Genomic DNA, 19,523 nt, shown 5'->3' on the forward strand with positions numbered 1-19,523 from the left:
CGTTCGGGCACCCAGCCCCACAGTCGCTGCCGCGCTGTGGGGACCATGAGTGATTACCTAGAACGATGGTTCCCTGAACGATCTGATCCTGCAAGGCCCCCCGAACAAGAGGGGGAACTGTGAGGGGATGCCTCAAGATCCTGAGCCAGGCCCGTCTGACTCCTTGTCGATCGCGACCTCGTAGAACGCGTCGGCGAGCGCCACGATGATCCCCTTGATCGCAGGCCCGTCGGTGAAGAAGTAATCAGCCATGGTGTTGTGCGCCTGCTGGTTGTCGGCGACGGCCTCGGTGACGGCGGACTGGAAGTCCTGTGACTCCATGAACTGCTTCTTCGAGTTCACCCGGGTCTGCTGAACCAGGCCCGGGTAGGTGAGCAGCTGCTGCACGAGCCCCTGCACGAACTCCCGGATCTGGGCCTCGGCGAACGACTCGGCACCGAAGAGGTCGTTCATCTTGTCGATGACGACCTGGAGCGCGACGTACTTCGGCTCCTTCTTGGCACCGGTGCCTGCCGCACTGATCCCCTTCAGCTCGCCATCCCCGATCAGCGAGATGTCAACCGCGATTGCCTTGGTGTGCTTCACCCCGACCAGGACCACATCCGAAAGGTCGACCTCGGCGCTCCACGAGGACTCGGCGATGACCTTCTCCAGAAGCCGGAGAAAGATCGAGAGCATCTCCATGTACGGGTCGCCGTAGTCGACGATCTGGCTCATGAAGTCATACAGCCGCACGTAGGTGGAGACGTCCTTGCGGAAGAGGTCGAGGGTGTTGAGCGTGACCTTGTCCTCAGCCTCGATCGCGGCCGCGTAGCGACGCCGGAAGTCGTGCTGGGCCGGGCTGATCGCCGCCGAGAGCGCGTTGTTGCCCTTGCGGGTGACCCACAGCTCGGCGACCTGGCGGACCTGCTCCTCGGTGTAGATCCCCGCCTGGGCGAGCTTGTTCGCCAGGTGTACGACGACGTACGGGTCAGTCTCGGTCTCCAGGGTGGCGTTCGTGAAGTACGGCTCGAAGGCGGCCTTGATGTCGTCGGGCTTGTTGACGAAGTCGATGACGAACGTCTTGGTCTTCTTCTCCCCGCCGGCGGTGCGGTGAGTGCGGTTGAGCCGGGAGAGCGTCTGCACGGCGGTGACCCCGGAGAGCTTCTTGTCGACGTACATCGCCGAGAGCAGCGGCTGGTCGAAGCCGGTCTGGAACTTGTTGGCAACCAGCATGATCTTGTACGTCCCGCCCTTGAACGCAGCAGCCAGGTCGGCGCCCGCGCCGGGGTTCATCTTGGCCTCGGTGAACTCGTCATCCTCCGACGGCCTCGGCCCCCAGTCCTGGCTCCACTCGTCGTTCTCGGCCATCGACACCGACCCGGAGAACGCGACTAAAGTCCGGTAGTTGTACGACGCGTCCTTGGCGGCCCGCTTGGCGATGTAGGCGTCGATCGCCTTCTTGTACTTCACCGCAGCCTTACGCGAGTCAGTGACGATCATCGCCTTCGCCTTGCCCTCCAGCAGATGGGCGACGTTGACGTGGAAGTGCTCGACGATGATCTGCACCTTCTGGCTGATGTTGGTCGGGTGCAGCTTCACCCACCGCATCAGCCCCTTGCGCGCAGCCGACTCCTCGACCTCGTCACCGTTGCCGTTCTCGAGCTTGCCGGCGATCTTCAACGCGGTGTCGTAGGACTGGTAGCCCTTGAGCACGTCGAGGATGTAGCCCTCCTCGATCGCCTGCTTCATCGAATACAGATGGAACTCGTGCGGCTTGCCGTCCGGCCCCTTGCGGCCGAACAGCTCCAGGGTCTTGTTCTTCGGCGTCGCGGTGAAGGCGAAGTAGGAGATGTTCTCCGACTCGGCCCGCTCGGCCATCTCCGAGGCCAGGACCGCCTCGACGTCGACCGAGCCGCCGTCCTCAATCTCCTTGATCTCCTCGGCGGTCAGCACCTTTCTCAGCTTCGAGGAGATCTGCCCCGACTGCGACGAGTGCGCCTCGTCCGCGATGACGGCGAACCGCTTGCCCTTCAGGCCGGAGTCGGCCCGGATCTCATCGAGTGCGTACGGGAAGGTCTGCACCGTCACCGCGATGATCAACTCGCCGTTCTTCAGCGCCTGCGCCAGCAGGCCGGACTTCGACTTCGCACCGGCCTTGCGCACGTCCTCAGGGCTGATCGTCGCGACGATCTTCCCGCTGCCGTCGATCTGCCGGATCGCGTCCTGAAGCTGCCCGTCGAGCACCGTACGGTCGACGACCACAATTACCGAGTCGAATACCTTCTCATCATCGACGTGCAGCCGCGCGAGACGGTGCGCCGTCCAGGCGATCGTGTTCGTCTTCCCCGACCCCGCGGAGTGCTCGATCAGATAACGCCGGCCCACACCCTCCTCAGCCACGGCGGCCACGATGTTCGTGACCGCCTCCCACTGATGAAACCGGGGAAACAGCATGCTCGTACGGCGCACCGACGTGCCGGTCGCCACATCCCACTCCTCCTTGGTCTCCACGATCATCAGCCGGCCGATGATGTTGAGCCAGGCGTGCTTCTCCCAGACCCGCTCCCACAGGTACGCCGTCGCCGACCTCCCATCCGCACCCGGCGGGTTCCCGGCACCATCGTCGAAGCCGGTGTCGAACGGCAGAAAGTGCGTATCCTCGCCCTCCAGCCGGGTCGTCATCGCGGCCAGGTCATTGGAGACCGCGAAGTGGACCAACGCCCGATGCCCGAACGACAGCAGCGGCTCCGGCCGCCCGTTCGTCAGCGGGTTGCGGTCCTTCCGGTACTGCTGGACCGCCTCGTTCAGCGACTGGGTGAAGTCGGTCTTCAGCTCCACCGTCGCGACCGGGAGCCCGTTGACGAACAACACCAGGTCGATGCTGCGCTGGTCGGCGGTCGAGAAGTGCACCTGCCGCATCACCCGCACGCGCATCGCCGCATACTCGGCGTTCGTCGTCGCGTTCAGCGTCGTCTCGGGCCGGAACTGCGCCATCTTCAACCGGCCACCGCCGATGTACTGCACCCCGGTCCGCAGGATGTTCAGCATCCCGCCACCATGCACCAGCGGCTTGTCCAACGCCGTCATCAGCACGTCGAGAAACTTCGCCTGCGACCCAGCCGCCTTCAACGCCTTCTCATACGCCGACTTCTGCGTCGCCTCCAGCCACGCGAACACGTCCTCCGGAAACAGCGCCCGCTCCCGGTCATAGCCAGCGTCGCTGGCCGAATAGAGCCAGCCGTGGGCTGCGAGGTGCTCACAGATCTCGGTCTCGAAGACGACCTCGCTGTGGTCAGCCATCACGCCACCTCACCTACGTCCATCTGACCCGTCACCGCGGCGGTGATCAGCGCAGACCGCCGCTCACGGGCGATTTCGATGAACCGCTCCGTTTCCGCGATCAGCGCGTCGGTCTTCGCGATCTGCTCATCCAGGTGCTGCGCGGTCCGGCGCTGCTCTACGACTGAGGGCAGCGGTAGCACGATCCTTGAGATCGTCGTCTGATTCAGCCCAGCCACCGTCGACCCTACCGACCACTGCTCAAGCTGGCTGTGCGACTCCGGCGATTGAAAGAACCACCACAGGTAAGACGGATCAACGTCCTCCCTTGGACGCAGCAGCATCGAGTCCGATCCGCAGATGTAGCCAGCTTCGGCCTCTGAGACGAGGGCAGATTTGTCGACTTCACCCTTTCTCCCAAGAACGATGTCTCCAACCTCCAACTGGTGCCGTCTAAGTTCGGCCGCCTTTTCTGGAGTCACGGAAATCATCGCGTCCGGGGTGATGGCGCCACGTTTGATGTGAGTCGGGTTCACCACTGAAATGCCGTCTTCGACATATTCCTCAGCGGAAAGTTGGGTTCCAAACGGCCCTGTCTGAGCGAACTGGATCGCGTACCGGAGTCGCCCAGTTGCGGGTGCCTCGAACTCTCCGGCGATCACGGCTGCGCGCCGCTCGCGGAGCATCTCGATCAAGCGCTGCTGCTCCTCGATGAGCGTGTCGATGCGGGCGGTCTCGCGGTCGAGGTAGTCGGCGATGGCGCGCTGCTCGTCCAACGGCGGCACCGGAACAGCCATGCGAAGGAAGACCTCTGGGTAGATGCGGAGGCGGGAGGACCAGATTCCTCGCGAGACCCGCGTCATCTCCATGACGTACTCCGTCGACCGATACAGGTGGTCGAAGAACCTCGGCTCGAAAGGGGCCGTCGGACGCGGACGGTAGACGCCGTAGGCCGGACTGACGATGCCTGCATGCCTGGACACGCCGAGGGCGCCCATCCACGCCCACATCGTGTTGATCACGAGGTCGCCTGGATCGACCACTCGGTATCCGTCGAGACTCGCGGCCTCAGTCATCGTGACGTTCTTTTCCGAGCGGGGGCCGACGCCAGACAGATGCGAGACGCTCAGAAGCTCCTCGGATCCGTCCGTCGACAACCCCTGCGCCTCGAACAGCAGTTCTTTGTTTCGCATCCAGTTCCAGTGGCTTGGAATGGGGGCGGTCCATGCAGGCGCTAGATCGTGGTGTGCCCTGGTCACTGCTCAACCTCGCGGAGCAGGTCGAGGATCTTGGAGACCTGCTTCTCCAGGTCGGCGTCGATCTCGGCGAGCGGTCGGGGTGGAACGTACTTGTAGAAGTGGCGGGTGAAGGGGATCTCGTAGCCGATCCTGACCTTGGCCCAGTCGATCCAGGCGTCGGGTACGTGCGGCTTCACCTCGGTGTCGAAGTACGCCTGGATGACCTCGGTCTTGGCCGCGGCGCCAGCAGTCGAGCCGCCGTAGGTGAAGGGCACGTTCTCGGTGTCGCGCTTCTTGGAGTCGGGCTTCGGTTTCCCCTTGCGGTCGACGACAGGCTTGCCGTCCTCGTCCAGCAGGGGGCGCTCGACAGTGATGGTCCAGTAGCCGAATTCGTCGTTGCGCAGCACCTTCGAGAAGTCGGGGTCGGCGTCGGTGAAGTCGGCGTACAAACCGACGACCTTGGCGCGGTCGGCGTCGCTGATCTCACGGCCCTTGCTGCCGAGGTTCTTGCGCATCTTGGTCCAGAACGAGGTGCCGTCGATGAGCTGGACTAGGCCCTTGCGGTCGGGGTGCTTGGTGTTGTCGAGGATCCAGATGTAGGTGGCGATGCCGGTGTTGAAGAACATGTTGGTCGGCAGCGCGACGATCGCGTCGACCAGGTCGTTCTCCAGCAGCCACTTGCGGATGTTCGACGGGCCGGACTCCGCGGCCCCGTTGAAGAGCGGGGAGCCGTTCATGACGATCCCAGCTCGGCCGCCGCCGTCCTCGGGGGCACGCATCTTGTGCGCCAGATGCAGCAGGAACAGCATCTGCCCGTCCGAGGTGGAAGGTAGGCCCGGCGCGAATCGGCCGTACGGGCCAGCCTCGGCCTTCTCCTTGGTGACGGCCTTGGCGTACTGCTTCCAGTCGACGCCGTACGGCGGGTTGGACATGCAGAAGTCAAACTGGCGGCCCTTGAAGGCGTCGTCGGTGAGCGTGTTGCCGAAGGCGATGTTGGACGTGTCGTGGCCCTTGGCGAGCAGGTCGGACTTGCAGATCGCGTACGACTGCGGGTTGTACTCCTGGCCGTACAGGCTCAGCCGGGCGTCCGGGTTCTGTGCGAGCAGGTGCTCCTCGGCAAGGGCGAGCATGCCGCCGGTGCCGGCGGTGGGGTCGTAGAGCGTGCGGACGATGCCTGACTCGGTCAGGGCGGCGTCTTTCTCGGCGAACAGCAGGTCGACCAGCAGCCGGATCGCGTCACGCGGCGTGTAGTGGTCACCGGAGGTCTCGTTCGCGGCCTCGTTGAACTTGCGGATGATGTACTCGAACGCGTCCCCCATGTCGGCGTTGGACACGACATCGGGGTGCAGGTCGACAGCCGCGAAGGACTTCACGATCTCGCGCAGGAGACCGGCCTTCTCCAGGTTGACGATCTCCTTCTTGAACTCGAAGTACTCGAACACATCGACGTCGGCGGAGAACCGGTCGATGTAGTCGACGAGGTTGTCCTCGAGCCCGTCCGCGTCCTTCAGAAGGTTGGCGAAGCTGTATTTCGAGGTGTTGTAGAACGGCCAGCCAGTCTTCTTCTTGACCTCGATCCGGAGCCGATTCGAGTTCTCGTAGGCCGCGGCCAGGTCTCGGACGGTCTCGCGGTCCGGCTCCAGGATGCAGTCGAGGCGCCGAAGGATCGTGAACGGAAGGATCACGTTCCCGTACTGGTTGGGGCGGTAGGGACCCCGAAGCTGGTCGGCGATCGACCAGATGAAACTACCGAGAGTGCTCACAAGGCTCCTCACAGGAATCACTCAACGTGCATGGCTGCGCCGGCCCACTGGGGTAGTCGCGCCCCCGCAGGCAACGCACGTTCGCTGACGGGGCGTCATGAAGCCATCTTCGCGCACCTCGGCCTCCTGCGTACGCGGGAAGTCAGGCGGAATCTCAAGCCGCCCGCACCGTAGTGGAGGGGGTCGACACAAAGCGTGAGCAACGAGTGTCAACACACGGTGTTCACCAAGCCATGCTGGGCATCGCCCGGTTGCACAACATGGCCCTCACCGGGTAATTCACGCCTTATACGGGAGAACCTTTAGCCGGCCGCTACCTGGCGAAAGCCCCCGCTGCAGAACCAGTCGTGGGCAGCGAGCTCTTCATACAAGGCCACCATCCAGGAATTCTTGTGCAGGCGGGCACGTGAGCGTGCGAGTCCCTCCAGGTGAGCACGGACGTCTGGTGCTCCGCCGGCCTGAAAGGCTTCCTCGATCGACAGCTCGATGCCCGGTAGGTCGTCGGCGGCCTGATCCTCAAATAGCGGGGCCAACTTGAAGATCTCGAAGTGGAATCTGACGCGTTCCGCGAACCTCGCATCCCACGAGGTGGGCGGATCCACGTAAAACTCGATCAACCAGCCAGCCGGGCTGTCCAGGGGCTTTGCCCGATAGACCCGGCCATCAGCCGAGCGGGTTATGAGCCGCGCCCTCAGCCATCGGTCGTCATCGACCTCATCGAAATAGGGATGGAGGGTCTGTTCCTCGTAGCGGGTCGGTACACGGTCCTTCTTCTCAAAGTTGCAATCCGAGCAGATGGGCAGCAAGTTGACCGGTACGGCGGCAAGATAGGGGTAGATCGACGTGGGCATGTGGTGATCGACCTGGCGCACTGCACCAACACCGCACATGGGGCACTTGGTAGTGAGTGGCGAATGAGAAACGATCCCTGTTTTCTCAAGCTCGCCTACTGGCCCGAAGACACCGAAAAACAGCCGGTCGAGGGACTCGTCCCCGGCATGTATCTGCCAGTCTCTTACATTCGATTGCTCTTGAACGACGACTGCACACGTGGCGCCCGGGCTGAAAGCCCGGCACGGTACCTCGGCTACAAACAGGTGGAGCGCTATCTAGTTAATACACAGTTCATCGAGCTGGTCAAACACGGGCTTGCCGGCACGGTCGGCACCACTCCCGAGCAACTACACTCTCTCGTGCAAGCTCGTATCGAGGCAGGCCAAAGCGTCGTCGTGGCCACGAAGCGTAGCCGCGAGTCGGTCAGCGCCCGTCAGAAACGTACACGTAGCCGCGGCTCCAAGGCCAAGCGCTACATTCAGCAGGCATACAGCCAGGACCCTCTGTTCGGACCGGACCTGGGTGAATGACCGCAGGCGGACTCATAGCAGACAGGTCGACCAGCATGGATTAGGGCACAGGCCGGTCTCCCTCGGAGTCTCCGTGCTGGTTTCAAGCGGAAACCTGCGAGACGACCTGTGTGACTCCTGAGCGATCATCGCTGCGGTTAACGGTCTGACATCCTGACGCGATCGTTGGCGTACCACACTCTCGTTCTGCCGAACGACGTAGCAACCGCCACAGCCGACAGGGGGCATGCGCGGGATGATCTTGCGTAGCACCAGCGCCGCATAAGCTATTTGACCAGCTCAAGCAACCTTCACAGACGAAGCAATCTCCCCTCTCCTAATGCGGTTGCTGAAAAGCCCTGCCGCGTGGCTTCCGTTCCTCGGGCCTGGCGGCCCTGCGGTACGGGTCCCCTTGCCACCGGATAAGCGGGCTGGCCGCCTGCCCCACTGCTGTACAGCAGCGGAATACAGCAACGCCATCGCACATGGGCACGCGCGACCGGCCCGCACCTGCGGCTTGACCAGAGAAAAGTCTGCTCGACGTTGTGACTGGCTCCCGTTTGCAAGCAGGAAGTCAGAAGCTCGATCCTCCTAGACTCCATCAGTGGGATCACCTCCCCACGTGGAGAGGTTGACCGCTCGGGACTCCCACGGCCTGTAGAGCTTCGCTCGGCCCAGTGGCTCCGGCGTGTAGAGCTATTCGACGATCTCGCTGAGTGCGTCCTCGTACGCCTTGGCGTCTGAGGGGGCCATGTCCTTGTCCACGCGCACCACGACGTTCCCCTTAACGTACGTGTATTCAGCCAGCATCGGAGTCTTTCCGAGCGCCTGTATGTACTCGGCGCGGGCCTCGGCACTGCCGGCGTCCTCGAACACCTCGACACTGCCCGCCTTATCGGCCTTAACCCTGCTATCGGTGAACTCCGCCTTGCTGAGGTAGCCATTGGGGCGGCCAAGCAGCTTGTTCGGGTCGGTGTTCTCGTCGTAGACGGTACCGAGCTTGGCGGGCACGCCGTTAGCACCGAGGTCACCGATGATGGCCGCGGCGTCCTTGTTGGTCGAGGCGCCGCCGCAGGCGGTGAGAAGACCGACCAGTGCAAGCAGGGCGGTGGCGTGGAGGTGTCGTAGCGCGATCATAAGATCATGCATACACTTTGGATCGGTCCAGCACGGCAGTGTTGATGCGATTGGTAGCTGCCTCGCCACTGGGCATGCAGGTTCTGTCCGCTGCTGTACAGCGCAGAAGTACAGCAACACAGCCTTACTACGCCTTCCGATTCCATCCACTCTCAACCACCTGACCAGGCCAAAGGCGCCTCGACCAGGAGGCTGCCCTTCCCTACGGATCAGAAGGTTGGGGTTTCGAGTACCTCCGGCCGCACACATGCGAAAGGCCCGCGACCAGGGGTTCCTGGGAGCGGGCCTTTCGGTTTGCCAGGACAATCTCCGGATCTTGCAACACCTCTGCTAACACGACCTCTCATCCCTCACCGATCGCCTCAGCGAATACATCGGCGGCTGACGCCTCGGCGGCGCGGATCACATGGGCATAGACCCTGAGCGTGATCGACGGGTCGGCATGGCCGAGGCGGGCCGCGACCACATGGACGGGGACGCCGGCTAGGAGCAGGATCGTCGCATGGATATGGCGTAGGTCGTGAAGCCGTGCATGGGGCAACGGCGTGCCGGTGTTCGTTTGGTTGTGCCGCTTGATCAAGATCGGGAAAAGTGAGCTGAGCGTGTCGGGGTGGACGGGCTCGCCCCATCCCGTGGTGAACACGTAGTCGCCGCCGCCCCGCCACTCGGGGCCGAGCTGGAGCCTGTCCGCGGCTTGCTGGGAGCGTTGTGCACGGAAGACCTGAACCGTCCGCGCGTCGAGGCTGACGACGCGCCTACGACCGCTCTTGGTGGTGCCCTCGACGCGCTTGCCGTCGATGAACGAGGCCGAGCCGCGGATGGTGATCTGCCTGTCTTCAAGATCGACATCGGACCAGCGCAGATGGAGCAGCTCACCACGCCGAGCACCCGTGTAGGCCGCGACATGGAAGAAGGGCCAGAGGCGGTGATCGCGAGTAGCGAGGAGGAACGTCTTGAGCTGGTCCGTGGTCCAGACCGTGCCAGGCTCGCTGATCTCCCGTCGCGGGCGCTTGGCCTTCTCCACCGGACTGGACGACAGGATCTCATCGACGTTCACGGCGTCACGGAATGCCTTCCGAAGCACGGCGTGGACGTAATCGACCGTGCGCGAGGAGAGCGGCCGCCCATTCTTGCCGCCGCCGGCCCGTCTCTCTGGCGACGCCGTCACGCGCTACCTCGACCAGTGGATCCTGGCGATCGATGACCTCACCGATCGGGCCCACGGAATCCATCAGGCGCTACGCCAAGGCCGGGACGTCACGGACATGCTGCCCGCGGAAACCCCGTATCCCCTACCCCTAGAGCTTGCCCAGGCCATCGGCGCCACGATCGCGCCCGATCTCAGCTAAGTAACGGATACCTCCCGCAACACGGGAAGGAAGAATGAAGTCTGAGGGGCGTGCCCGTTGCGTGCCCGATCGGTCGATGACCAGGGTGGAATGACGGGGAGTCACGGGGAAGCGGGCCAGCGGCCCGAGCTGGGAAGGTACAGGTCGAGGATGATTGGCACACGTCTTTGCAAGCAAGGTGTCAGGCTCCATCTAGGCTGAATTCGTGGGTTCCCAGAATTCCCCGCTTCATGAGGCTGCTTGGCTCTATCTAGCAGGTACCCGTTCTGTTGAAGGCGCCACCAGCGTTGCTCAAGTCATGGAGTGTCTGGGAGACGAGGACTGGGAGACGGCGTTCATCCTTCTCGAAGAGCTCGGCGATGCTCGCCCACAGCGGCCTGAGTTCTGGAGCCTTCTGGCCCACGCCGCGCGGATGATCTGGCTCCCTGAGGATGCCGACTGGTACGAGTGGCGGAGCAGTGAGGCCCGGAACGGTGCCTTGCGGGCTGAGCTCCGCTTGGTGCGCACCGAGGAAGGTGCCCGTGCGCTGCCCGTTCTTCCTGGCAGGTCGCTCCGGCCCATGTGGGACATAGGCCGACGCACTCCCGAAGGTGAGCTAACGCTCAGCATTGCCTCTCTCTGGGTCGAGAGTCGTGCCCCACTGGAACCAGGCGGGCGCGCGCCGGTGAGGCTCATCCCCCTGACTCCTGAGCACTGGCAGCACATCAAGCCGGGTGACGTGATCACCATGTACGAGATGCGACCGCCCGCCGGATGTGCGCGCGTCACCGAGGTCCTGGCACCCGTGATGGACGTTCCTTAGTTGCAGTTTGAGTTGCAATCCAAGGGGGTTCCACACTGTTCCAGGTCGACCGTCCGAGTCTGTTGGTGCAGGCTGCACTGATCGGAACGGACAGGATCCGAGCTGCTAAGGCGGTTGGGTTGCGTCGTTGACCTGCTGCGGTTTGCGGTGGGCCGACAGCAAGGTGCCTCAATACTCAAGAACGCCATGGGCGGCCACCACGTCACTTGACGCGTTCGGACGCACCTCGGTGATGCGCTCGGCCAGCAGCAGCGGAGCGGCGAGCCCGCCCTCCGACTTGGCGCCGGCCAGCCCGAGCTCGATCCGGTCGGCCACGAAGTCCTCCGGGATGCCGTCCTCACCGCCGCCGAACAGCGGATCGGAGGTCAGGATGTTGCGACCGTCGGCGTAATGGTCGCAGGACGCGACCATGTTCACGTTGACGAAGACACTCGCCGCTACCATCCCAGCCGACAAGAGCCTCAGCACCTCGGGCAGCGTGCCGGCGAAGCCGTTCCACTCGCTCAGAATGGTCCCGCCATCGGCCCGCCGGGCGCAGATGAGCCGTTCCTCGAATCGCCTTCCTCGTCATCCCCGTAGAACACGTCAATGCCAAGGCGGGCCTAGCCTCGTGCGGGGTAAGACCGCGGGCGCTTGTCGGCGGATATGAAGGACAGCGGCACCGGGTGGTCACCGGGAGCATCAAGGGAGAAGGCTTGCCGGTGGATCGTCCCACCCGGCTGGTGATGCCCGACGGACGGCCGGTTCCCAGGACGGCGGTCGTGCTGGGACGGGGCAGTGAGCTGCACGTCGTCGTGGGGCCTACCTGGTTGAAGGCGGGGTTCGAGGACCTGGCGTCGGCGTGAGTGATCGAACGGCACGTGCGGAGTCTGTGTCAGTCGAGTGGCCATGGTTTGCGGCCTTTGGCGAGAACGCGGCGGAGGACCGATCGGGCCTGGACGACATTGCCGTCGACGTCGCCGACCAAGGCGCAATTGCCGACGGGCATATCCGGCGGGCCGGCTGCTGCGGCGTTCCTACTGCTGGACGTATGCCTCGATGCCGTCGAGGATTCTGGCGAGGCCGAATTCGAAGCCGTCGAGCGGAGGTTCGTCGGCGAGGAACATCGGGTCCTGGATCGCGTCCGCGACGGCGTTCAGGTTGCGGGAGCGGAGCTGGCCGTCGAGGAACACGCGGACCGCGCGCACCGCCCGCTGCTGGTCGGGGTTCGCGCGGCGCAACGCGGCCGGTGTCGGAGTGTTGCGGCGCAGGTTGGCGCCGTAGCGGGCGTGGCTGTCGAGGAGGTACGCGCAGTTCAGCATCAGCTGCGCCTCCATGCCGGTCGATCCGAGCGCGGTGATCAGGGCGTCCAGCCAGGCCGCGTTGTGCGGGGTCAGGGAGACGGTGGTCGGCACGTCCAGCAGCCACGGACGGGAGAGGAAACGCTCGAACAGCCGGCGTGACCACAGCGCGGCCGCCTCTCGCCAGTCGCCGTCGGGCAACTCGGGCGGGTCGCCCCAGGCGCGATCGGCCAGGAGCACGATGAGCTCTTCCTTGGAGCTGACGTAGCGATACAGCGCGTTGGCGGTCACGCCGATCCGGGCGGCCACCTTGGGCAGGGAGGCGGCGGCGATGCCCTCCTCGTCGGCCAGTTCGGTCGCGACCGCGATGATCTTCTCGACGCTGTGCGCCGGCTTGGGGCCGCGCCGCCCACCAGTGTCGACGACGCCCCAGGCCGCGGCCAAGCCAGGCGGCAGCGCATCGAGGTCTGCGTCGTCGGCGGGCCCGGGACCCGGCGCGGGCTCGTGGTCTCGCGTGAGGTCGCGTCCGGAGCTCTTGCGTGGGGTCATGGCCGGCATCCTCTCGAAGATCTGAAGGAAATAGTAGACGGCTTACACAGTTGTTGCTACTGTGCATGCCATGAACACTTCATTACTTACACAGATTCAGCTCCCGCCCACGGCTCGCCGCTGGATCGGCGTGGCCGGGATCCTCGGCGCCGTCTTCGCGATGGCCGAGCTCCCCCTCTACTTCGTCGTGCCCGCGTGTGACCCTCCGGCCTGCGGTGTCGAGACCGGCGCCCTCATGCCGGACTGGCTGATCCTCACCCGTACGCTCTTCAACTTCTGCGCGCTGACGCTGTTCCTGGTGTTCATGAGCGGTGTCCGGTCCCTCATCACGCGGGCCGACGCCCGCTACGAATGGTTCGGGGCGGTCGCCGGCACCGCCGGCGTGGCGTGGACGATCATCGACATGGTCGCCAAGGGGATCGAGGGCAGCAGCGCCATCAAGGCCGTCGAGGAGATCGACCCGACCCGCACCGTGCCCACCTACCTGCTCTACGGCTCGATGAGCCACCTGATGCTGGTCGTCTTCGGTGTCGCCTTCGGGTACGCGGTGCTGCGCACGGGCGCCCTTTCCCGGTGGGTCGGCTGGTCGTCGTTCGGCATCGCCGCACTGCACCTGGCCGGGGTGCCGTCGATGTTCTTCGGCTTCAACTCGTCGGAGTTCTACGCCTCGAACGGCTGGGGCGCGGTCGCGATGTTCAACGGCATCGCCGCCATCTGGGTGGCGGCCGTCGGCGTCGCGGCGCTGAGGAAGAGGGTCATCCCGGCGCCGCGGTTCGCCTGACGGCGGCGACGCACAGGCACGTACGCGTGGCGAGTTCGGCGAGCCGGATCCCGCTGAAGCGGGCCGGATCCGGCTGAAGCAGGTCGAATTCCGCTCAAGCGAGTCGGATTCCGCTGAAGCGGGTCGGATTCCGTTGAACTCCCACGCGCCGAACTCCCCCAAGGAGCGATGGAACCGAAAGGCCGGTGCGGGTGAGTCTGTGGTGAAGGGTGCGAACGCGCCCTGTGGAAGGACTTCCCCTCATGAGAGGACTCACCCCGGTGGCGGCCATCACGGACGCCGCCCTCATCGAGGAGTCGCTGGCCGACCCCGATCGGTTCGCGGGCCTCTTCGACAGGTACGCGGATGAGATCCACCGATATGCCACCAGACGTCTCGGCCAGGAGAACTCCTCCGCGGCCGACGACGTGACAGCCGAGACGTTCCTCGCGGCGTTCCGAAAACGGTCCCGCTACGACCTGTCCAGACCGGACGCCGCCCCCTGGTTGTACGGCATCGCCGCCAACCTGATCGCCAAACACCGCCGTACCGAGGTGCGCAGGCTGCGGGCCCTGGCCAGGATGCCGGGTCACGACGACAACCCCTTCGAGCAGCGAAGCATCGACCGGATCGACGCCCAGCGGCTCGGTCCCCGCCTGGCCGACGCGCTGGCCAGGCTCTCCTCGGCGGAACGCGAGCTGCTCTTCCTGGTCACCTGGGCCGAACTGTCCTACGAGCAGGCGGCTCAGGCGTTCGACATCCCGGTGGGCACCGTCCGTTCCCGTCTGTCCCGGATTCGGGCCAAGATTCGCAACGTCCTGGAGGACCCCCGATGAACGAGTTCGACCTGATCAACGAGGTCCGGCCGGAAGTGGCGCCCTACGACCCCGGCACCAAGGCCATGGCCAGGGATCGGCTGCTCAGGGCCGGACGGCCCCGGTGGTCCTGGCGCAGGCCGTACGGCTTCGCCCTCGCCGGAGGGCTGGCGCTGGCCGTCGGCCTGGTGGTGGTGAAGGTGCCGCCGGCCCCGTCCCCGCCGCAGGAGATGAAGCTGCTGTCGGCCGCCGACGTGCTCCACCGCGCGGCGAGGGCCGCCGTCGACGAGATCGAGCCGCGCGACGACCAGTACATCGTGGTGAAGACCCTGCAGATCACCGACCACTCCCTGGTGCCGTTCGACAAGTCCGACGAGCACTACTACCGGCGTTCCAAGACCACTGTCTGGCTGCGGGCGGGCGAGCGACGGCCGGGGCAGTACGCCGACGGCGTGTTCGAGCACTCGCCCATCGAGCCCCTGGCCTACGCCGGCGAACCGATCCCGAAGTCCGCCTACAAGGACATGGGCACCAGAACCGACCCCATCGTCTACTGCAAGGACTTCAGGAGCGACTATCCGACGATCAAGAACCTGCCGACCGACGCGGACGGCATGCGCGCCCACCTCGACGCGATGTGGAAGCCCAAGGCGAAGAGCCTGACGCCGTTCCTCGCCTACCTCGCCGCACGTCAGCTGCTGTGGCACAGCTACCTCCCGGCCGTGCAACGCAGCGCGTTGTACCAGGCCCTGAGCACGTTCCCCGGCATCACCATCGACGAGGGGGTGCAGGACGCGGCGGGCCGCACGGGCATCGGCGTGGGCTTCACGAGCCCGGACGGGGTGCGCTGGGATCTCATCTTCGACAGCGACACCTACGCGCTGCTCGGCGACCGGCAGTTGGTGGTGGACGCCGAGGCGGCCAAGTCGCCGGCCGGCACCTTGGTGGCCGCCACGGCGCAACTCGACATCGCGGTCGCCGACTCGGCGCCCGAGGTCGAGGTCGAGGAGCGGTTCAAGAGCGGCAGGTGGTGCACCGGCAGCTAGCGCCGACGACGACGGCGGCGGGGGGTGTGGTTTCCCGCACTCCTGAACGGCCACCTGCCTCATGGTGGCCGCCCCTTGGTCGTTCCTAGTCTCTGACGCATGACGGAATGGCTGATCGACCTGATGGAGCTGCTGGGCGCGCCGGGAGCGGGGATCGCGATCGCGCTGGAGAACCTGTTCCCGCCCCTGCCCAGCGAGGTGATCCTGCCGCTGGCCGGCTTCACCGCCTCCCAGGGGGCGATGAACCTGGTCGCCGTGCTGCTGTGGACCACGGCCGGCTCGGTGATCGGGGCGCTGGCGCTGTACTGGGTGGGCGCGGTGCTCGGCCGCGAGCGCACAGTGGCCCTGGCCGCCCGGCTTCCGCTGCTGAAGGTCTCCGACATCGCGCGGACCGAGGCGTGGTTCCACAGGCACGGGCGCAAGACGGTGTTCTTCGGACGGATGATCCCGATCTTCCGCAGTCTGATCTCCGTTCCCGCCGGGGTGGAACGTATGCCGCTGGGCGTGTTCACGCTCCTGACCACGGCCGGCAGCCTGCTCTGGAACACCGTGTTCGTGCTGGCCGGCTGGGCGCTCGGCGAGAACTGGTCGCTGGTGGAGTCCTATGTCGGCATGGGCACCAACGCGGTCATCGTCGTAGTGCTGCTGGCCGTGCTGGTCTTCGTGGGCGTCCGGCTGGGCGAGCGGCGCAAGGGACGGCATGCGGCGCAGGCCGGATGACGGCGCGGGCCGGTCGTCACGGAGGCGCTGCGCGACGGACGGCTCGGGCGTCCTGCCCGGTCAACGCGGCGAGGGCGTCGAGGAGGGTGGAGGCGGCCGGAGGGCCGGACCAGCGGGCGGCGACGTGCCCGTCGGGACGGACGAGCAGCGCTCCCTGCGCGGTGATCCCGCAGAACGCCGCATGTTCCACGGGAAGGGACTCGACGCGCACCGGCCATGGCGTCGTCGGCCCGGCCCAGGCGGCGGGGTCCGGGGTGAGCACGGTGAACCATTCGCCGAACGTGTCCAGGGTCGAGCGGTCGCGGGCGAGCCAGAGGTGCGGCATCCGGCGACCTGGTTCCGCGCTGGGCACGTAGTCCGCGCCCGGCGGCTCCGGCGCGGGCCCCTCGCCCGCGAGGACGGCGCCGGAGCGGTACGTGCCGCCCAGCACCAGGCCGAGCTGCGCGAAGTACCGCTCCGACCAGGGCAGCTCGACGTGGTCCGGCGCCGCCCGGCCGGGCTGGAGCTGGGCGCGGCGCCGGTTCTGCACGTCGAGCATGAGCTCGGTGTTGGCCACCGCCTGGCGCAGTGTCCGGCAGGCGACCGGCCGCCGCTCCTCCTCGTACGTCTCCAGCAGGCCGGGAGCGGCCCACCCCCGCAGGACGCCCGCCAGTTTCCAGCACAGGTTGTGCACGTCGGCGATGCCGGTGTTCATGCCCAGCCCGCCGACGATGGGCATCGCGTGCGCGGCGTCCCCGGCCAGCAGGATCCGGCCGTGGCGGAAACGCTCGGCGACGAACGCGTCGGTCTCCCAGTGCTGGATCCGTACGACGTCGGCCGGCACGCCGCCGAGGGCGCGCGCGAGGAGGGCGGGCCAGTCGGCGTGCGGGCCGTCGTCCGGGGTGGGGACGAACCAGGCCCAGCCTCCTTCCGGATACAGCGGCGCGAACAGGCCGTGCGCGGTGAAGTAGACCCCGGCGGGCCGGTCGGCGCACCAGCGGCGCAGGTCGGCGTCGAACACGACGGTGGTGAAGCCGCCCATGCTCCCGGGCCCGGTGACGCCGATGCCCAGCAGGCGCCGGACGGTGGAGTTCGCGCCGTCGGCGGCGAGGACGTGACGGACGCGGAGCCGGGTGCGCTCGCCGCGCCGGGAGCCGCCGAGCAGGACGGCCACGACGCCGTCCGCCTCCTCGGCAAGCTCCGCGAGCTCGACGCCGAAGCAGGCCGGCGACCTCGCCCCAGCGAGCAGGACGGGTTCCAGGCGGTCCTGCGAGGTGACCACGCCGGTCACGGGGCTCTCGGGCACCGGCGCGTCGATGCCGGTCATCGCCGCCGTGGCGAAGTCGCGGCCGCACAGCGTGTCGCGGAAGCGGATGCGGCCGTACTCGGGGGCGAACGCGTGGGCGGCGATCCCGGCGGCGAGCCCGAGCCCGCGGTAGATCTCCATCGAACGCACGTTGACCAGCCGGGCCCGCGGGAAGGGCGACGGCTCGCGGTGCCGTTCGACCAGCAGGGCCCGCACGCCCCAGCGGTCCAGCAGCGCCCGTGCGGTGAGCCCGACCGGCCCGCCGCCGACGATCAGCACCTCCACCTCGCCGTCCGCCATGGGGACGCTCCGCAGCCGATCCACGCCTCATCGTAAGCAAAGCCTGCCCGGCCGAGTCGTCGCGGCGGGGCGGGCGCGGGAGGCGGCGCGGGCCGGTGAATCGTCCGTAAGCTGAGGATGTGTCTCCCGCACTGGTCCTCCTCGACGGCGTCCGCTGGCACGGCGCGCGCGTCGTGGGCGACCGCGCGCACACCCTGCTGGCCGTGCTCGCCCTGCACGGGCGCGCGGGCGTCGGCGACGAGCGGCTGGTCGAGGAGCTGTGGCCCGACGGCGCGCCGGCCAACCCGACCAAGGCGCTGCAGGTGGTCGTCTCCCGGACCAGGGCCGCGACCGGCCCCGACGTCGTCGTGCGCGTCCCGCGCGGTTACCGGCTCGGGCTGTCCGCGGGCCAGGTCGACGTCCTGCTGCTGGGGACGCTGGTGGAGCAGGCGCGGGCCGCGCTGGGCCAGGACGACGCGGCGCTCGCGCGCCGCCGTGCCGAGGAGGCCCTGGACCTGGTCGTGGCCGGCGGCCCCGACGGCGCCACGGGCGCGCTGGCCGACCTGCGCGCCGTCGCGGAGCGGCAGGTGGCCGAGGCCCGGCGGGTGGCGGCGATCGCGGCCGCCCGCGGCGGCGCGCACGAGGCCGCGCTGCCGCTGCTGGAGGAGGCCGCGGCCGAACGGCCGCAGGACGAGGAGCTGCTGGCCTGCCTGCTGCGCAGCGAGGCCGCCGTCCGCGGCGCCGCCGCCGCGCTGGAGCGCTACGAACGCCACCGCTCGGGCCTGATCGCCCGGCTCGGCACCGAACCCGGCCCCGAGCTGGCCCGCGTGTACGCCGAACTCCTCGCCGCGGACCGGCCGGTGCGCGTCGGCCTCCAGTTCGACGGCTCCTCGCTGCTCGGCCGCGAGGACGACATCCGCGCCGTCCACGCCCTGTTGCAGACCAACCGGGTGGTCTCCGTCGTCGGCCCCGGCGGCCTGGGCAAGACGCGGCTGGCCCATGTGGCGGGCCGGAACGCCGCGCAGCCCGTCGTGCACTTCATCGAGCTGGTCGGCGTCTCCTCGCCGGAGGGCGTGGTGGGCGAGGTGGGGTCGGCGCTCGGGGTCCGCGACTCGGTCAGCGGGCGCCGGATCCTGACCGCCGGGCAGCGCGCCGACGTGCGCGCCCGCATCGCCCAGCATCTCGACCAGGCTCCGGCGCTGCTCGTCCTGGACAACTGCGAGCACGTGATCGAGGCCGTCGCCGACCTGGTGGCGTTCCTGACCGTGACGACCCGCGACCTGCGGGTGCTGACCACCTCGCGCGCCCCGCTGTCGATCCCCGCCGAACGCGTCTACCTGCTCGGCGAGCTGCTCGCCGAGGACGCGGCGGAGCTGTTCCGGCAGCGCGCCACGGCCGCCCGCCCCGGGGTGCGGATCGGCGAGGACGCGGTCGCCGAGGTCGTCGCCCGCCTCGACGGGCTGCCGCTCGCGATCGAGCTGGCCGCGGCCAAGGTACGGGTGATGTCGGTCGAGGAGATCGCGCGGCGGCTGGCGGACCGGTTCGCCCTGCTGCGCGGCGGCAACCGGACGGCCCCCGACCGCCACCAGACGCTGCTCGCGGTGATCGACTGGTCGTGGAACCTGCTGGACGAGCCAGAACGGCGGGCCTGGCGCTGGTTGTCGCTGTTCGGCGACGGGTTCACGCTGACCGCCGCCGAGCACGTACTCGGCCCGGACGCCCTGGCCGTCGTGGACGCACTCACCGAGCAGTCCATCCTCGGCGTCCGCGAGACGGCGTACGGCCTGCGCTACCGGATGTTGGAGACCGTCAGGGAGTTCGGGCGGATGCGGCTGAAGGAGGCCGGCGAGGAGGCGGCGGCACGCGCGGCGCAGCGGAAGTGGGCCACGGCGTACG

Annotated in this window: 16 protein-coding genes and 2 pseudogenes; 9 read left to right on the forward strand and 9 right to left on the reverse strand. The window is 67.1% G+C overall.

The genetic code is table 11. The features are described from left to right. Positions 1–132: 132 nt before the first annotated feature. From AB0C33_RS22060 to AB0C33_RS22070, 3 genes are all read right to left on the reverse strand, one after another. Complete coding sequence (locus AB0C33_RS22060; protein ID WP_358290893.1) at positions 133–3,282, reverse strand: DEAD/DEAH box helicase family protein; 3,150 nt, start codon at positions 3,280–3,282, stop codon at positions 133–135. Next, entirely contained in the window at positions 3,282–4,454 is a 1,173-nt protein-coding gene (locus AB0C33_RS22065; RefSeq protein ID WP_358290896.1) for a restriction endonuclease subunit S, read from the reverse strand. Before AB0C33_RS22065 ends, AB0C33_RS22060 begins: the two co-directional genes overlap by 1 nt. 62 nt (positions 4,455–4,516) lie before the next feature. Continuing rightward, positions 4,517–6,262, reverse strand: a complete 1,746-nt coding sequence (locus AB0C33_RS22070; RefSeq protein WP_358290899.1) for a class I SAM-dependent DNA methyltransferase — start codon at positions 6,260–6,262, stop codon at positions 4,517–4,519. A 194-nt stretch (positions 6,263–6,456) separates the two neighbouring features. Here AB0C33_RS22070 and AB0C33_RS22075 point away from each other — a divergent pair. Further along, positions 6,457–6,540 (forward strand): annotated as a pseudogene (locus AB0C33_RS22075) (IS5/IS1182 family transposase); the annotation flags it as partial. A 24-nt stretch (positions 6,541–6,564) separates the two neighbouring features. Here AB0C33_RS22075 and AB0C33_RS22080 read toward each other — a convergent pair. Beyond that, complete coding sequence (locus AB0C33_RS22080; RefSeq protein ID WP_358290902.1) at positions 6,565–7,113, reverse strand: hypothetical protein; 549 nt, start codon at positions 7,111–7,113, stop codon at positions 6,565–6,567. On the opposite strand from AB0C33_RS22080, the gene AB0C33_RS22085 reads away from it, so the two are divergent. Next, entirely contained in the window at positions 7,114–7,626 is a 513-nt protein-coding gene (locus AB0C33_RS22085; protein ID WP_358290905.1) for a hypothetical protein, read from the forward strand. It abuts the gene before it with no gap. Between the two features lie 675 nt (positions 7,627–8,301). Here AB0C33_RS22085 and AB0C33_RS22090 read toward each other — a convergent pair. Together AB0C33_RS22090 and AB0C33_RS22095 are read right to left on the reverse strand one after the other, a co-directional pair. Then, positions 8,302–8,742 (reverse strand): hypothetical protein, encoded by a 441-nt coding sequence (locus AB0C33_RS22090; protein WP_358290908.1) that lies wholly within the window; start codon positions 8,740–8,742, stop codon positions 8,302–8,304. A gap of 343 nt (positions 8,743–9,085) precedes the next feature. Then, positions 9,086–9,799, reverse strand: coding sequence for a site-specific integrase (locus AB0C33_RS22095; RefSeq protein ID WP_358290910.1), 714 nt, complete (start codon positions 9,797–9,799; stop codon positions 9,086–9,088). Between the two features lie 46 nt (positions 9,800–9,845). On the opposite strand from AB0C33_RS22095, the gene AB0C33_RS22100 reads away from it, so the two are divergent. After that, complete coding sequence (locus AB0C33_RS22100) at positions 9,846–10,091, forward strand: DUF4291 family protein (RefSeq protein WP_358290912.1); 246 nt, start codon at positions 9,846–9,848, stop codon at positions 10,089–10,091. Positions 10,092–11,061: 970 nt separating this feature from the next. Here the strand turns inward: AB0C33_RS22100 and AB0C33_RS22105 are convergent. Then, on the reverse strand, positions 11,062–11,433 hold the full coding sequence (locus AB0C33_RS22105; protein WP_358291816.1) for a DUF6461 domain-containing protein: 372 nt from the start codon (positions 11,431–11,433) through the stop codon (positions 11,062–11,064). A gap of 155 nt (positions 11,434–11,588) precedes the next feature. Between AB0C33_RS22105 and AB0C33_RS22110 the strand changes: the two genes are divergently transcribed. Beyond that, positions 11,589–11,738, forward strand: a complete 150-nt coding sequence (locus AB0C33_RS22110; protein ID WP_358290914.1) for a hypothetical protein — start codon at positions 11,589–11,591, stop codon at positions 11,736–11,738. 171 nt (positions 11,739–11,909) lie between these two features. On the opposite strand, the gene AB0C33_RS22115 is transcribed toward AB0C33_RS22110, so the two are convergent. Continuing rightward, positions 11,910–12,722, reverse strand: coding sequence for a TetR/AcrR family transcriptional regulator (locus AB0C33_RS22115; RefSeq protein ID WP_358290916.1), 813 nt, complete (start codon positions 12,720–12,722; stop codon positions 11,910–11,912). A gap of 70 nt (positions 12,723–12,792) precedes the next feature. On the opposite strand from AB0C33_RS22115, the gene AB0C33_RS22120 reads away from it, so the two are divergent. The 4 genes from AB0C33_RS22120 (at position 12,793) to AB0C33_RS22135 (ending at position 16,063) form a co-directional block, all read left to right on the forward strand. Further along, positions 12,793–13,503 (forward strand): hypothetical protein, encoded by a 711-nt coding sequence (locus AB0C33_RS22120; protein ID WP_358290919.1) that lies wholly within the window; start codon positions 12,793–12,795, stop codon positions 13,501–13,503. 242 nt (positions 13,504–13,745) lie between these two features. Next, positions 13,746–14,318 (forward strand): RNA polymerase sigma factor, encoded by a 573-nt coding sequence (locus tag AB0C33_RS22125; RefSeq protein ID WP_358290921.1) that lies wholly within the window; start codon positions 13,746–13,748, stop codon positions 14,316–14,318. After that, positions 14,315–15,343 carry a CU044_5270 family protein gene (locus AB0C33_RS22130; RefSeq protein WP_358290923.1) on the forward strand — a complete coding sequence of 343 codons (1,029 nt, stop codon included), beginning with the start codon at positions 14,315–14,317 and terminating at the stop codon, positions 15,341–15,343. The genes AB0C33_RS22125 and AB0C33_RS22130 overlap by 4 nt, the downstream gene beginning before the upstream one ends. Positions 15,344–15,442: 99 nt before the next feature. Further along, positions 15,443–16,063: a DedA family protein gene (locus AB0C33_RS22135; protein ID WP_358290925.1), complete on the forward strand. Its 621-nt coding sequence runs from the start codon at positions 15,443–15,445 to the stop codon at positions 16,061–16,063. 16 nt (positions 16,064–16,079) lie between these two features. Here the strand turns inward: AB0C33_RS22135 and AB0C33_RS22140 are convergent, their stop codons facing one another. Beyond that, entirely contained in the window at positions 16,080–17,648 is a 1,569-nt protein-coding gene (locus AB0C33_RS22140; RefSeq protein ID WP_358290927.1) for an FAD-dependent monooxygenase, read from the reverse strand. Between the two features lie 347 nt (positions 17,649–17,995). Here AB0C33_RS22140 and AB0C33_RS22145 point away from each other — a divergent pair. After that, positions 17,996–19,234 (forward strand): annotated as a pseudogene (locus AB0C33_RS22145) (BTAD domain-containing putative transcriptional regulator); the annotation flags it as partial. Between the last annotated feature and the right edge of the window lie 289 nt (positions 19,235–19,523).

It is taken from the genome of Nonomuraea sp. NPDC048881, assembly GCF_040649795.1.
Taxonomy (GTDB): Bacteria; Actinomycetota; Actinomycetes; order Streptosporangiales; family Streptosporangiaceae; genus Nonomuraea.